At 43.1% G+C, this 13773-nt stretch carries 12 protein-coding genes; 10 read left to right on the top strand and 2 right to left on the bottom strand.

Annotated features, from left to right (window positions below; all coding sequences use genetic code 11):
• The first annotated feature begins 143 nt into the window (after positions 1-143).
• Entirely contained in the window at positions 144-1634 is a 1491-nt protein-coding gene (locus AB3R30_RS02250) for a DUF1565 domain-containing protein (RefSeq protein WP_458647512.1), read from the top strand.
• A gap of 39 nt (positions 1635-1673) precedes the next feature.
• Here AB3R30_RS02250 and AB3R30_RS02245 read toward each other — a convergent pair whose 3' ends face one another.
• Positions 1674-2510, bottom strand: a complete 837-nt coding sequence (locus AB3R30_RS02245) for an abortive infection family protein (RefSeq protein WP_458647511.1) — start codon at positions 2508-2510, stop codon at positions 1674-1676.
• Positions 2511-2805: 295 nt separating this feature from the next.
• Here AB3R30_RS02245 and AB3R30_RS02240 point away from each other — a divergent pair, with 295 nt between their 5' ends.
• Positions 2806-4086 (top strand): hypothetical protein, encoded by a 1281-nt coding sequence (locus tag AB3R30_RS02240; RefSeq protein ID WP_458647510.1) that lies wholly within the window; start codon positions 2806-2808, stop codon positions 4084-4086.
• A 157-nt stretch (positions 4087-4243) separates the two neighbouring features.
• On the opposite strand, the gene AB3R30_RS02235 is transcribed toward AB3R30_RS02240, so the two are convergent.
• A complete protein-coding gene (locus tag AB3R30_RS02235) occupies positions 4244-5107 on the bottom strand; it encodes a methionyl-tRNA formyltransferase (RefSeq protein ID WP_458647509.1) in 864 nt (287 codons plus the stop codon).
• Between the two features lie 713 nt (positions 5108-5820).
• Between AB3R30_RS02235 and AB3R30_RS02230 the strand changes: the two genes are divergently transcribed.
• The 8 genes from AB3R30_RS02230 (at position 5821) to AB3R30_RS02195 (ending at position 13767) form a co-directional block, all read left to right on the top strand.
• Positions 5821-6795, top strand: a complete 975-nt coding sequence (locus tag AB3R30_RS02230) for a glycosyltransferase family 2 protein (RefSeq protein ID WP_458647508.1) — start codon at positions 5821-5823, stop codon at positions 6793-6795.
• Positions 6758-7192 (top strand): hypothetical protein, encoded by a 435-nt coding sequence (locus AB3R30_RS02225; RefSeq protein ID WP_458647507.1) that lies wholly within the window; start codon positions 6758-6760, stop codon positions 7190-7192. Before AB3R30_RS02230 ends, AB3R30_RS02225 begins: the two co-directional genes overlap by 38 nt.
• 13 nt (positions 7193-7205) lie before the next feature.
• The gene (locus AB3R30_RS02220; protein WP_458647506.1) at positions 7206-7466 is read left to right on the top strand and encodes a GNAT family N-acetyltransferase; all 261 of its coding nucleotides are present in this window, start codon (positions 7206-7208) and stop codon (positions 7464-7466) included.
• Positions 7467-7581: 115 nt separating this feature from the next.
• A complete protein-coding gene (locus AB3R30_RS02215; protein ID WP_458647597.1) occupies positions 7582-8451 on the top strand; it encodes a class I SAM-dependent methyltransferase in 870 nt (289 codons plus the stop codon).
• 9 nt (positions 8452-8460) lie between these two features.
• Complete coding sequence (locus tag AB3R30_RS02210; protein ID WP_458647505.1) at positions 8461-9105, top strand: class I SAM-dependent methyltransferase; 645 nt, start codon at positions 8461-8463, stop codon at positions 9103-9105.
• 124 nt (positions 9106-9229) lie between these two features.
• Positions 9230-10969 (top strand): glycosyltransferase family 39 protein, encoded by a 1740-nt coding sequence (locus tag AB3R30_RS02205; RefSeq protein WP_458647504.1) that lies wholly within the window; start codon positions 9230-9232, stop codon positions 10967-10969.
• Positions 10970-11077: 108 nt separating this feature from the next.
• On the top strand, positions 11078-12841 hold the full coding sequence (locus AB3R30_RS02200; protein WP_458647503.1) for a glycosyltransferase family 39 protein: 1764 nt from the start codon (positions 11078-11080) through the stop codon (positions 12839-12841).
• A 62-nt stretch (positions 12842-12903) separates the two neighbouring features.
• Positions 12904-13767, top strand: coding sequence for a class I SAM-dependent methyltransferase (locus AB3R30_RS02195; protein WP_458647502.1), 864 nt, complete (start codon positions 12904-12906; stop codon positions 13765-13767).
• Positions 13768-13773 lie beyond the last annotated feature (6 nt).

The raw sequence follows: 13773 nt of genomic DNA, 5'->3' as shown, positions 1-13773 counted from the left end.
TGGGAACCTCTCCTCTAGCAGAAACAGAACTTTACAGTTAGATTCTAATGCGAAACGCCCATTTCAGGAACCGTCCATAGGATTGATTTAGGCGCAAATTATTAGATGGAATATAAGGTGTGTGGGTCAGTAAGGGGGTAGCAATGGTGAAGCAGAAATTGAAGCGTAGTAGGATGAAGCAGCAGGTGCTTGGATGGGTGGCAGTGGGTTGGGCGCTGGTGTCGCTGAGTAGCTGTACAACAACTGGCGAGTTAGTGAGCGAAACAGGCTGTACCGAGGCGATCGCCCACGCAACTCAAGCTTGGCGGGTGAATTACTACAGCGATCGCACCCGTCAAAATCCCAATAATCAGCGCCTCGTGGAGTTTGGCAGTGCCGAACGGGTCACACGCAATGGCAAAGTAGAGTCGCCCCAGCCACAAGCAAAATCAGTAGAACTTGGCACTCAAGAAAAGGGCGTGTGGTATCCCCCCGTGCCGCCCCAACCCACGGCTAGCGAGATGGCAGAAAGTCGCGAAGCGGGAGAACGGATTGGCTCACCGGAACTGTATCGAGCCGTAAAGTACACCTTCGTCTGTGGTGCAGGAGAACTGGAAGCGGGTGCAGACACCTATCAAGCGGCGTTGGCGCAAATTCAAGCGGAGCAGCCGATTAGGGTTAGCTACGGCATGGGGCGAGTGTTGGGCACAGTTTCACCAAATAATGCCGGGATGGGCAACAATTCAGAGTCGGAATCGACTCCGCCCGTTAATGTTCCTAGCTCCAGCCCTAAACCTGCTGCATCTACAGCCCCTTTACCCACAGTTTTGTATGTTGACGTAAATAATGGCAGCGATCGCAATTCCGGCACCGATGGATCACCTTTAAAAACGATTGCTCAGGCGATCGCCCAAGTGCGCCCTGGCATGACCATTCAACTCAGCCCCGGCGTTTACAACACGGGCACAGGCGAAGTATTTCCGCTGAAACTTCCCCAGAACGTAACGCTGCGCGGTAATCCAGAATCTCAGGGAAAAGGCACTCAAATCACGGGCGGCGGCAAGTTTCTCAGCCCCACTTGGGCAGGGCAAAGCGTCACAATCGTGGCGACCGATGGCAGTCAGGTTGTGGGATTGAGCCTGACCAATCCGAACTCACGCGGCACCGCAATTTGGATGGAAGCGGGGGCACCGTTGATTGAAGCTAATCGCTTTGTGGGCAGCGATCGCGAAGGCGTGTTTGCGTCTGGTACGGCTACTCCCACAGTTCGCAACAATCTGTTTGAGCAAAACGGCGGCAATGGCATTTCCTTTACCCGCGACAGTGGCGGCACTATGGAAGGCAACACAGTCCGCTATAACGGCTTTGGCATCTCGGTCAGCGATCGCGCCACGCCCAGACTCATTCGCAATCAGATCAGCCAAAACAAAGACGGCATGGTAATCAACGGCGACTCTCGCCCCCTACTCAACTTCAACCGGATTATCGACAACGGACGCGATGGCATCGTCGTCACCAACAACGCCAGCCCCACCCTCAGGCAAAATTCCTTCAGCGACAATGAACAATACGATCTGCACAACACTAGCAAACAACCCCTCAATGTCGAAGCAGGCGCGATCGCGGGTCTAAAAGTGGAAGGCAAAGTGAATTGATTAGCGGTCAGCTTTCGTTGCTGCACTACACCAGAGTTATTAGGTAGCACTGTTTTTATGTTTGTGCATTTTGTATTCCTTCGTTTCAAATAGAAAGTCGCACAGTGTCTTAGCTGAATTAACTGCTAATCTCGCATGATGTTCCAACGGTTTATACGAAATGCTGTGTGCATCGCTCATCGTATTTCGTAAGGTAGCTAAGCCAGAAACTATGTTGGTCAGCCCAGAGAGGATCTGTCGCATACATTCTGCAAGGTTCTCCTGCCCTGGCGAAAGATTTAAATGTCTTTGAACCCTTTTATACATTTTCGGGAGATTCCCATCATATTCTGGTGGATTGGTGTCTAACTCTTTCTCAATTGCAGATAAAACTGCCTCGACGAGAGAGCGTGCATTGGTGATTGCTCCATCAAAATCACCTTCAGCAAGCTTCTTGTCACATTTTTTGATTTGCTCATCGATAAAAATATGTGTTAACTCAACAGAATTTTTATACGGATGTGACAACTCGATTTGAGAACCACCCAATTTATAAACTTCCCATTTCTTGCCCACAGGTCGTAATTCATAATTATCAAATTCGAGAAATTGGTTGAGATGTTTGACTGCAATGGAAATTTCGAGTTCCGTGCCAATAAAAGGACGAGGATCAACCGCTTCAACCAGAATGTCTTTCATAGTTGGCGTGTCATTAAGTTCACGTAACTTCTCCTCGGCGTAATACCAACGTGAAGGCAAATCACTACCATATGTGTTCTTCAAACCAAATCCATCAAAAAATGAAACCAGTTGTGGACCACTTCGATAAGGTGAAAGCCCTCGATTACCTGTAATAACAGTGCCAAGAGCCGATATTGTTTCTTCCGATAACTTCACACTTCAACCAACCTTTGTTACCTGACCAACAATTCTAAAGTAACTTTTCCATAAGGGATTAAGCCACCCAAGCTACTGTTTAGACTGACTCGATTCAAGGAGGCGATTATTGGGCGATCGCTAGGGCTTATCCGATTCTGGAGAGCCAAAGATCAGGATTTGTTAGTCCACACCAAAGGCGCGATCGCCCTAGCACTCAACCCGCAATTCAGCCTATGATTGCATCAGCAAGGTAAGCTTAGTACTGAGTAATAATCCCTAAGCTTGATTGACGAGAAAGTTGGTGTGAGGATTTATGACAGCTACCCCTTATTTATCAGTTGTTGCAACTTCCCGCAATGACAACCATGGCGGCAACATGCTGCGGCGAATGCAGATTTTCATTAATGGGTTGTTGGAACAGTGCCGTCGTCATCAACTTGATGCAGAACTCATCCTGGTTGAGTGGAACCCACCCTCCGATAATCCTTCTTTGGCAGAGGTACTCTCCTGGCAAACTGAAGGCAGTCCTTGCGTCGTCAGAATCATCCAAGTACCGCCAAAGCTACATGATCAACTCAATCATTCCGCCTCTCTGCCACTGTTCCAAATGATTGCTAAGAACGTGGGCATTCGTCGTGCCAGAGGGCAATTTGTCTTAGCCACAAACATTGATTTACTGTTTTCCGACGAGCTATTTAGCTTTATTGCATCTCGTCAGCTACAGACAGGCGCAGTATATCGGCTCGATCGCTATGATGCCGAATCAGATGTTCCCCTCAACGCCCCTCTAAGTGAACAGCTAGACTACTGCGCCCAAAACATTCTTCGCATTTGCCATAAAAATGGGTTCACCGAAACGCAGTACGAGAAAACGCAGCATGAGGAAGCTTCATCCCCCATCGAACCGGATAAGCCACTAGCCGAAGCACCTCAATCCACCCGGTACAGGCTACTAGAAAATGCTAAACCAGTTCTTGTCCCATTGAGAAAAGTTTATCAGCGCCTCTTTCCTAAAACGGTCAGGGATATAATCCTCAAAATCGTACCAGTTGACATTGCCGATTGGCTCATCAGTCAAAATCTGCTGACCGCTCAGATACCACCAGCCCTTTTGGAATCGGATATAGAAACTCCGCTACACGAGCCGCTACATGAGCAAGAGGAGGATCTATCTGCACTATGGCGCTATCCCCAACTTCACACTAATGCCTGTGGTGACTTTACGCTCATGTCTAAAGAAGACTGGTTTGCAGTGCGCGGCTATCCTGAGTGGGAAATCTTCTCGTTTCATCTCGATTCTGTGCTGCTTTATATCGCGCACTATGCCGGGATTAAGGAAATCATTCTAGATGATCCAATGCGGATGTATCACATTGAACATACCTCCGGATGGACTCCAGAAACCGAACGGACTCAAATCCTCAACAAACGTCTGGCATTGTTAAAGGTACCTCAACTCAGCAGCGAACAGTTTGATGCTTTGGTTACTCTAATGCAACAAACGAAGAAGCCTCTGATTGTTAATAACGAAGAGTGGGGCTTGAATTCCAATGTATTACCAGAAAAAAGCCTGAGTTCAAATAGGGTTGTTTAGTTCAAAGTTTCAGGGCAAACCCCTTTTACAGATGTCAAGCTAGCTGAGATTAAATCGTAACTTTTTCAAGACCAATTACATGCCGAAATAGACTAGTCCAGTAAGCATATTCAGCAGCCCAAACGACTCACTTCTTTGAGTAACTTGCTCAGTTCAATTATCTTCTGTTAAGCCGAATACGCAGGCGATCGAAAATAACCGGAGATCCATCCTCATATCTAGCGGACAAAATGCGAATTATTCCACTAGCACATACAACTTCAGGTTGTCCTTGATTAATGCGCCATATCTTTCCAGGTTGCCTATCTTCAAATTGGCAATTTTGACCAATAGAAACTTGATCAATATAGATAATCTGATGTTTGTAAAAAGCTTTAGCTCCATCATAGGGAAATCCAACAGCATCTACAAATCTAAAAATTTTTTCAGCGCTCCAATCCCAGTTAATGTAATAATCCTCTTCATCGCGCCACAAACTATGAGTAGCCTGAGAAGCTTCCTGTGGAGTCGCATTTAGCGATCCTGTCTCAACTTTAGCTAAAACTCGACTTGCCACATCGACATAAAGGTCAGACAGTAAAGAATAGGCATCTTTTATCTTCAATGGGTATTCGACTTGCAACTCACTTTGTTCATATATATCCCCTGTATCAATCGAATCACTTCGAGGATTTAATGCGGTAACACCTATTTTTTTTTCTCCTAAAATAAGCGCGGTCACAGTGGGTGAAAACCCTCTAAATTTAGGCAGCAAGGAATCGTGAATAACAATATATCTTTTATCTATCGGACTAATTAAGTATTGCCATCCAGCAATAAAGATTAAATCAGCCGAAGCTAATACCGAATCGCTAAGTCCTTTTCGCTCAAGAAACTTATAGCCTGAATGTAAACAAATAGATTCAATCTCATCATGAAAGTTATATTTTGCTTTCAATGCTTTATAAGATGCTACAAATTCGACTTGGCAAGTGCAGTGAAACTTACTTAAGAAGTTCAAGCCTTTAAAGCCAGCAACCAAAAAACCCACTCTTATCATGGCTTATTCTTATATCGATTTCATCATCGCAATTAGTTTACTAGAGACGGATAAAACTGCTTTTGACAACATTGAGAGTGAGATTTACTATCGAAAAGAGTTTAAGCTTTTGCTTGCTCTTCTAACAACAATCCGAAAGTTACCTACCTGCCATTCCAATTCAGATTAGTTTGGGAATCAAAAGTTTTGTATGGCAACCAAGAAGTTAACCTTTTTGTTAGTGGATCTTCACAGCCCTCTTGTCTTGCTAGTAAAATCCTATGTCCCTCTTGGGCTTTAGTATAAAGAGCAAGAATTTCTTTGAGACAATCTTGTACGTCGCAATCCATGGTTACATCCAATTATCATTGCAGTGAGTATCCGGCAGTAATGCCATAGTGTTGACTAAAGTTTGCACTAACTGGACATCTTTAACCGTTGGGTCTTCTGTGAAAAGGTCTTTAACATTTCCTACAAGCGATCGCTGGCATCTTCAACGAGCATAATCTTAAACCATCTGAAATAGTTTCCAAAGGCTTTAGGTGTTCAACACTAAAAATAGTCTCAACAGGCTGCCTAATATTGAGCTTTACTGAGATGTGGTTTTTGGATATGTTTGCTCAGTTGAAGCAGATATAAACTTGATTAAATCATTTGTTTATGCTAAGTTTCACTGGTCATCATCTCATAGGCTGCGATCACCTTAAGTTCTTAAAATGACGATTATTTCAGTCGTAATCCCCGTTTACAACTCTGCAAGTTGCTTACATGAACTCTATAGTCGCTTGAGAGACTCATTAGAAGCAATTTCAAATAACTTCGAGATTATTTTGGTTGAGGATTGTGGGAACGATTGTTGCTGGGAAATCATTGTGGATCTTGCTAGTAAAGATTCCAGAGTAAAAGGAATACAGTTTAGTCGAAATTTTGGTCAGCACTATGGTATTACAGCAGGCTTAGACCATTGCGAAGGAGACTGGGTTGTAGTAATGGACTGTGATTTGCAGGATCGCCCAGAAGAAATCCCTCGTCTATATCAAAAAGCTCAAGAAGGCTATGATGTGGTATTAGCAAGGCGAGGAAAACGCAAAGATCCGTTTATTAAGCGTTTAACATCTCGGTTATTTTATAATGTATTTAATTATTTAGCTGATCTAAATTACGACCCTGAAGTAGGAAACTTCCGAATAATTTCTCGAAAAGTTGTTAAAGCTTTCCATTCCATGCGTGAGCAGTTAAGGTTTTTTGGCGCTTTAGTTGATTGGATGGGTTTTCCAACCACAAGTATTGATGTTGAGCATAGTCTTTCCTTGCGACAAAGTACCTACACATTTAAAAAACTGTGGAAGCTTTCCTCAGAAACAATTATTGCTTACTCAGATAAGCCTTTGAAGTTATCCGTCCGGCTGGGATTTTTGATGTCAGTGACAGCTTTTATGTATGGTACTTTTACCTTTTTGCATTCGCTGATTTATCGCTCGCCTGTTGCAGGTTGGACTAGCCTGATAGTCTCCTTATATTTTATTGGTGGTATTATTATCTGCAATCTTGGTATTGTTGGAATTTATTTAGGAAAGACTTTCGACGAAACTAAAAAAAGACCACTTTATATTATTAGGAACTCCACATTTAGTTCAGTAAGCTCCTTTACACATGCAAGCCAATCATCAAACGGTTCAAGAACATCTTAGTGAATTTACTCAATATACACCTTGGGACGCAAGAGCTTTAGGACTTAATACTTTTGAAATTTCAACATGCTCAGAAGAGGTATTAAGGCTAATTGTCCAAAATGGTGTACCTGGTCATTACACGGTTAGAGTTGACCCATTATCTTCAAAGAAAGTGTTGCATGAATGTGGATTTTACTATTGTGATACTCTGATCGAACCGTTTTGCACTTCGGAGAGTTTTATTGATTTTCAGAATGACAGTGTTCATCTTTCAAAATCTACTCCTGTAGAAGATTTAATATCTATTTCGGCGAATGCTTTTTTTAATGGACGCTTCCATCGTGATTTTAATATTGATAAAAACCTAGCAGACTTTAAGATATATATTATGGCTAAAAGACCTTCATCAGACTAAAAATATTTTTGGGTTGCTATATTACAAAACACTGGCTGGTTTTTGGGGATATTCTGAAAATAAGATCGTGCTACATGCTCTAGGCAGTGATTATAGAGGTAGGGGATTAGCTAAATACTTTTGGAGTGCAGCTTGTCGAGAGCTATTTCGGCAAGGTCATAGTGAGTTGGTAAGCTCTATTTCTTTCTCAAACACTCCTGCATTGAATCTTTATATCTCTTTGGGTTTTAGATTTAGAAATTCTTATGATCTTTATCACTTAATGATTCAATAATAAAGTTTCTAACAGTTTAATCTAGCTGCTGTTTAACCATGGGTTTGATAGGCATGAACAGTCATAATTAGTAATTGCCTATTTTTAGCTATCTGAAGCCTTTAGATTGTATTTTATGAAAAGATGCCTACGTTGTAAAACTAAGTTCGATGGGCTGAGATGGACTTGTCCTCAATGCGGGTATCAGCCGTCAAAAACAAGCGGTTACTTATCATTTTCTCCTAACTTAGCGGAGAGTAATGATAGCTATGAAGCTGATTTTTTTGCTCAACTATTTGAACTGGAAGCCAAAAATTTTTGGTTTCGCTCTCGCAATCAACTATTAATATGGATTCTTAAAAATACATTTCCGATCGCCCAAAGTTGTTTAGAAGTTGGCTGCGGTACTGGGTTTGTTCTCTCAGAAGTTGAGCGATCGCTACCCCATCTCACTTCTGTAGGAGGTGAACTATTTTCTGTAGGACTAAATTTTGCAAATCACCGTTTGCTCAAAACCGAACTTCTTCAGATGGATGCTCGATCCATTCCGTACGAGAATGAATTTGATGTGGTGGGTGCCTTTGATGTTTTAGAGCATATCCCAGAAGACACAGTTGTTTTATCTGAAATGCATCGGGCTATTACTACAGGTGGTGGACTTATCTTAACCGTGCCCCAGCACCCTTGGCTATGGAGTCAGGCAGATAGTTATGCTCATCACGTTCGTCGCTATACAGCAACGGAACTGAGGCTGAAAGTAGAGAACGCGGGCTTCAAGATCATTAGAATGACCTCTTTTATGTCTTTACTATTGCCACTTATGTTCCTCTCTCGCCTGCGACAGCGCGAGTCGAAGGTTAAGTACGACCCAATAGCAGAGTTGAGAATTAGCGGTTGGTTAAATACTCTTTTTGAGATTATTCTCAATCTAGAGCGAATGATTATACAAACTGGTCTATCGTTGCCCGTCGGTGGATCTCTATTACTGGTTGCTAAAAAACTATAGGAGATGCCTGTGCCTCAAATCAATCGTGGTGTTCGTTCACTGTTGTCAAGTCCATTTATTTACGACTTATTCACAAAGTTAATTGGAGAAACTTCATATCGAAGGACTTTAGTTGAGCAATATATTTGTCCGCAAGAGAACGATCGCATTTTAGATATTGGCTGCGGCACTGGTAAAATTGTCCAATACTTGCCCAATGTCAACTACTTAGGATTTGATGCAAGTCAAAAGTATATCAAAGCAGCCCAAGCAGAGTTTTATAAAGAAACTAAAGACTCAATATCAACTAAACAAGTCAAGTTCGTTTGTCAAGAAGTTAATGCGAACAACATTAAAGAAAACGCTTGCTTTGATATCGTTTTAGCTTTAGGCATCCTTCACCATCTCAGCGATCTAGCGTCTCTAGAACTTTTTAACACAGCAATTCGCAATCTAAAACCGGGCGGAAAACTAATTACTTTTGATGGAGTTTTTACGGTCAATCAGTCCCCTTTAGCTCGATGGATCATTTCAAAAGATAGAGGACAAAATGTTCGCACTGAAGAAGCTTACTTAGCATTAGCCTCTCAAGTATTTTCTAAAATCACTACTAGCATTCGCCATGACTTAATAAGAATTCCATATACACACATCATATTAACTTGCACAAAATAATTCCTTACTTCTTAAATCTGTAATGGCAAAACTTCGCTCACTCTGCCTTACCTCATTTAGATTGAGTCCTCATTTAGCCTTCTGTCTATATCAATACATCTATTAAGCTAATGAGAGTACTTAAATGAAAGCAATTAAACGAGAAGTTAAAGCGAGATGGGAAATTTTACTCCTGCTCCTGCTGCCTTTTTTACTACTACTAATCAATCAAATCTGGATATTTCACCCTAACGGTGCCATTGACCCTTGGATTTATTCTGGTTACTTTATTCGGCTAAAGCAATACTTAATCGCTTTTCCCGATGCCTACTATGGCTCACGGCTGTCATGGATTCTGCCAGGATATTTAGCATACTCTCTCTTTCCGCCTTTAGTCGCGAACTACGTTTTGCATCTTGGTTTTTATTACCTTGCCACTCTCTCGCTTTACCTCATTCTTCAACCTAGTGTTGGCAGACGAGCCGCTTTCCTCACCAGCATATCCATGGGCTGCTACGCTTTCTTTCTACTAGCAATGGGCTGGGACTATGTAGATGGAGCAGGCATTACCTATTTTTTACTGACAGTACTGATGCTTAGTTGGGCAGCGAGAAAGGAAAGGTGGGCACTCTGGATGGGTCTAGCAGGTGTTTTCTTTGGCGCTTTGATTTACACCAACGTCATTTTGTTGATATTTGCCCCCCCCCTACTCATCTATTATATTTTGACTAATCGTCCTCATCAAAGAGGAAAAACGTTGATAAAGATTGCTGCTTTTGTGGGTGGCATTTTAGCAATCACCCTTGTGTTAGGCAGCATCAGCTATGCAATTGGGGGCAAGTTTTTCTTTTTTATGCCCTCAGTAAACTTTGCACTCGGTAACGCGGGTAAGCCAAATCCTTGGCGAATAGATTGGCGTGAATGGTTACCCGAAGCAACATGGCTAATCTTGCCGCTCGTCGTCGTATTGGGGAGTACAGCAAGCCTGGTTTTGTCTCAGGTAAGGAAGCCTTTTGCACCGTCTGATGTTGTGCCTCTTCAAGCCATTTTTATTGTCAGTTGTCTGAGCATGATTGTATTGGAAGTGAAAGCTGTACCTGTTTTACAGCATATTCACTATGTCAGTTACCTAATCCCCCCCTTGTTTTTAGCCATGGGAGTGCCATTGAAATCGCTGAGGGGGCTTTCAAACGGTAGCTTTGTTTCTGTTGCGACTTTTGCATTAATTCTGATCGTCTTCCCGCTTATAGCTGTTCTTGTGTCTAGTGATCAGCCGATCGCTCTAAGTTTACTGTTTTTGGCAGCCCTTTTATTCTCAGTTGCTAGTGATTTTAATCAAAAGAAAGTCGGTAGCATTTTGGCAATTGCGCTGCTGACCATAAGTGCAAGTTTTTCCTTTGCCCAAGGGTGGACTATCAATCAAAGTGTAAAGCAACTTCAAGCAAATGCGGTGTCCTCAAAGGCGGCAATCGATAGCCACCTGACCGTTAGTACGGTGCAAAAGCTATTTAGAGAAATTGATCCAACCGTTAGTGTGTTCTTTTGGTACTCGCTCAAAGAGTTAGAAGTTTATCGGTCTATTTCCTCAGCAACTTTGTGGGGATATCGTTTGATCGGCGAAGAGTTTCCTGGCTTGCAGGAACCTGGAGTCTCTAGTAGTACCCCTTTATCTCCCCAACGGCTGAGTGGGTTGAAGACTCAGCTTACAGCGTCACCCAAGGTTGCGATTTTCTCTCAGCAAGAAGATGCATTACAACAGGCGATTAATTCGTTGAAGACAGTAGGTTTCACGGCTAAATCTATCGCGACTTATCCCATCAAGCAGGATACGATCGCGTTCACCATTACGATTATTGAAGTCTCAAAACTAAAAGACACTCTGTAACTCTCAACTGAATTAAAATTTCTGCAACGTAAATAGTGAAGCCCTACCTAACTCAAGCACACTTAGGACTCATTTCGCTCTAATCTCCTCAATACACTTATTAAGCTAATGAAAGCAATTAAACGAGAAGTTAAAGCGAGATGGGAAATTTTACTCCTGCTCCTGCTGCCTTTTTTACTACTACTAATCAATCAAATCTGGATATTTCACCCTAATGGTGCCATTGACCCTTGGGTTTATTCTGGTTACTTTATTCGGCTAAAGCAATACTTAATCGCTTTTCCCGATGCCTACTATGGCTCACGGCTGTCATGGATTCTGCCAGGATATTTAGCATACTCTCTCTTTCCGCCTTTAGTCGCGAACTACGTTTTGCATCTTGGTTTTTATTACCTTGCCACTCTCTCGCTTTACCTCATTCTTCAACCTAGTGTTGGCAGACGAGCCGCTTTTCTAGCGAGCGCAGCGATGGGTAGCTACACTTTCTTTCTACTAGCAATGGGCTGGGACTATGTAGATGGAGCAGGCATTACCTATTTTTTACTGACAGTACTGATGCTTAGTTGGGCAGCGAGAAAGGAAAGGTGGGCACTCTGGATGGGTCTAACAGGTGTTTTCTTTGGCGCTTTGATTTACACCAACCTTATTTGGTTAGTATTTGCCCCCCCCCTACTCATCTATTATATTTTGACTAATCGTCCTCATCAAAGAGGAAAAACGTTGATAAAGATTGCTGCTTTTGTGGGTGGCATTTTAGCAATCACCCTTGTGTTAGGCAGCATCAGCTATGCAATTGGGGGCAAGTTTTTCTTTTTTATGCCCTCAGTCAGTGTTGTACTCGGAAATACAGGGAAACCTAATCCTTGGCGAATAGATTGGCGTGAATGGTTACCCGAAGCAACATGGCTAATCTTGCCGCTCGTCGTCGTATTGGGGAGTACAGCAAGCCTGGTTTTGTCTCAGGTAAGGAAGCTTTTTGCACCGTCTGATGTTGTGCCTCTTCAAGCCATTTTTATTGTCAGTTGTCTGAGCATGATTGTATTGGAAGCAACAGCTTTTCCTATTTTACAGTTTCCTTTTTATGCAACCTATCTAATCCCCCCCTTGTTTTTAGCCATGGGAGTGCCATTGAAATCGCTGAGGGGGCTTTCAAACGGTAGCTTTGTTTCTGTTGCGACTTTTGCATTAATTCTGATCGTCTTCTCGCTTGTATCTGCTTATGTACCTGACGATCGACTAATTTTGGTATCTGATGATCAGCCGATCGCTCTAAGTTTACTGTTTTTGGCAGCCCTTTTATTCTCAGTTGCTAGTGATTTTAATCAAAAGAAAGTCGGTAGCATTTTGGCAATTGCGCTGCTGACCATAAGTGCAAGTTTTTCCTTTGCCCAAGGGTGGACTATCAATCAAAGTGTAAAGCAACTTCAAGCAAATGCGGTGTCCTCAAAGGCGGCAATCGATAGCCACCTGACCGTTAGTACGGTGCAAAAGCTATTTAGAGAAATTGATCCAACCGTTAGTGTGTTCTTTTGGTACTCGCTCAAAGAGTTAGAAGTTTATCGGTCTATTTCCTCAGCAACTTTGTGGGGATATCGTTTTATTAACGAAGACTTTCCTAGTTTGCAACCTTATGGAGTGTCTGCTAGCGAACCTCTTTCTCCTGAGCGGCTAAGCGGGTTGAAGACTCAGTTTACAGCGTCGCCAAAGATTGCGATTTTCTCTCAGCAGGAAGATGCGTTGCAACAGGCGATTAATTCGTTGAAGACAGTAGGTTTCACGGCTAAATCTATCGCGACTTATCCCATCAAGCAGGATACGATCGCGTTCACTATTACGATTATTGAAGTCTCAAAATTAAAAGGCGCTCTATAACTGTCATCCATATTGCTATTATTCAACGAGCAGCCGATCGCCAATAGGAAATAACTCTGACCATGGGTATCAATCAATTTTTTCAGGAAACACCAGTTCAGCAAGTCAAAGATTACTGGAACAGTCGTCCTTGCAATATTCGCCATTCCACTAAACCAGTGGGCACGCGCGAATACTTTGATGAGGTGGAAGCCCGGAAACACTTTGTTGAGCCGCACATTCCCACCTTTGCCGAGTTTGAGCGGTGGAATGGTAAGAAGGTGCTGGAGATTGGCTGCGGGATTGGCACTGCCATGGTAAATTTTGCGCGATCGGGGGCAGAGGTGACTGCGGTTGATTTATCCGATGAGTCGCTCAAGCTGGCAAAACAACGGGCAGAGGTGTATGACTTGGGCGATCGCATTTCCTTCTATCACGGCAATGCGGAAGAGTTAGGTCAATGGCTCCCACCCGAAACCTATGACCTGGTTTATTCGTTTGGGGTAATTCACCACACGCCCCATCCTGAGCGCGTCATTGAGCAAATCCGAAGCTACGTCAAACCGGGCAGCACGCTCAAGATTATGGTGTATTACCGCTATTCCTGGAAGGTGCTGTGGATTTTGCTAACTTACGGCAAAGGGCAGTTTTGGCGGATGAATGAGTTGGTGGCGACCTACTCCGAAGCGCAGGCGGGTTGTCCAATCACCTATGTTTACTCGAAGCAGGAAGCCAAAGATCTGCTGAGCGGATTTGAAATCCTTCACATGGAAGTAGACCACATTTTTCCCTATTCCATTCCCGACTATAAGGAATACAAATATACGAAAGTTTGGTACTTCCGCTGGATGCCCCAGTTTTTGTTTCGTTGGTTAGAACAAACCTTTGGCTGGCATCTGTGCATTACTGCCCAAGTGCCTAGCGAAACATCAGATCTTGAAAGTTAAAACCAT

The organism is Sivoneniella epilithica UHCC 1019, assembly GCF_040830845.1.
Lineage (GTDB): Bacteria > Cyanobacteriota > Cyanobacteriia > Leptolyngbyales > Leptolyngbyaceae > ULC077BIN1.
This window is presented reverse-complemented; position numbering and strand designations above follow the sequence as displayed.

What these genes read in the sequence shown, in the direction of transcription:
- AB3R30_RS02250 (WP_458647512.1), top strand. Translation starts at nt 144, where the DNA reads ATGGTGAAGCAGAAATTGAAGCGTAGTAGGATGAAGCAGCAGGTGCTT.
- AB3R30_RS02195 (WP_458647502.1), top strand. Translation starts at nt 12,904, where the DNA reads ATGGGTATCAATCAATTTTTTCAGGAAACACCAGTTCAGCAAGTCAAA.
- AB3R30_RS02225 (WP_458647507.1), top strand. Translation starts at nt 6,758, where the DNA reads ATGCAAGCCAATCATCAAACGGTTCAAGAACATCTTAGTGAATTTACT.
- AB3R30_RS02215 (WP_458647597.1), top strand. Translation starts at nt 7,582, where the DNA reads ATGAAAAGATGCCTACGTTGTAAAACTAAGTTCGATGGGCTGAGATGG.
- AB3R30_RS02200 (WP_458647503.1), top strand. Translation starts at nt 11,078, where the DNA reads ATGAAAGCAATTAAACGAGAAGTTAAAGCGAGATGGGAAATTTTACTC.
- AB3R30_RS02240 (WP_458647510.1), top strand. Translation starts at nt 2,806, where the DNA reads ATGACAGCTACCCCTTATTTATCAGTTGTTGCAACTTCCCGCAATGAC.
- AB3R30_RS02230 (WP_458647508.1), top strand. Translation starts at nt 5,821, where the DNA reads ATGACGATTATTTCAGTCGTAATCCCCGTTTACAACTCTGCAAGTTGC.
- AB3R30_RS02205 (WP_458647504.1), top strand. Translation starts at nt 9,230, where the DNA reads ATGAAAGCAATTAAACGAGAAGTTAAAGCGAGATGGGAAATTTTACTC.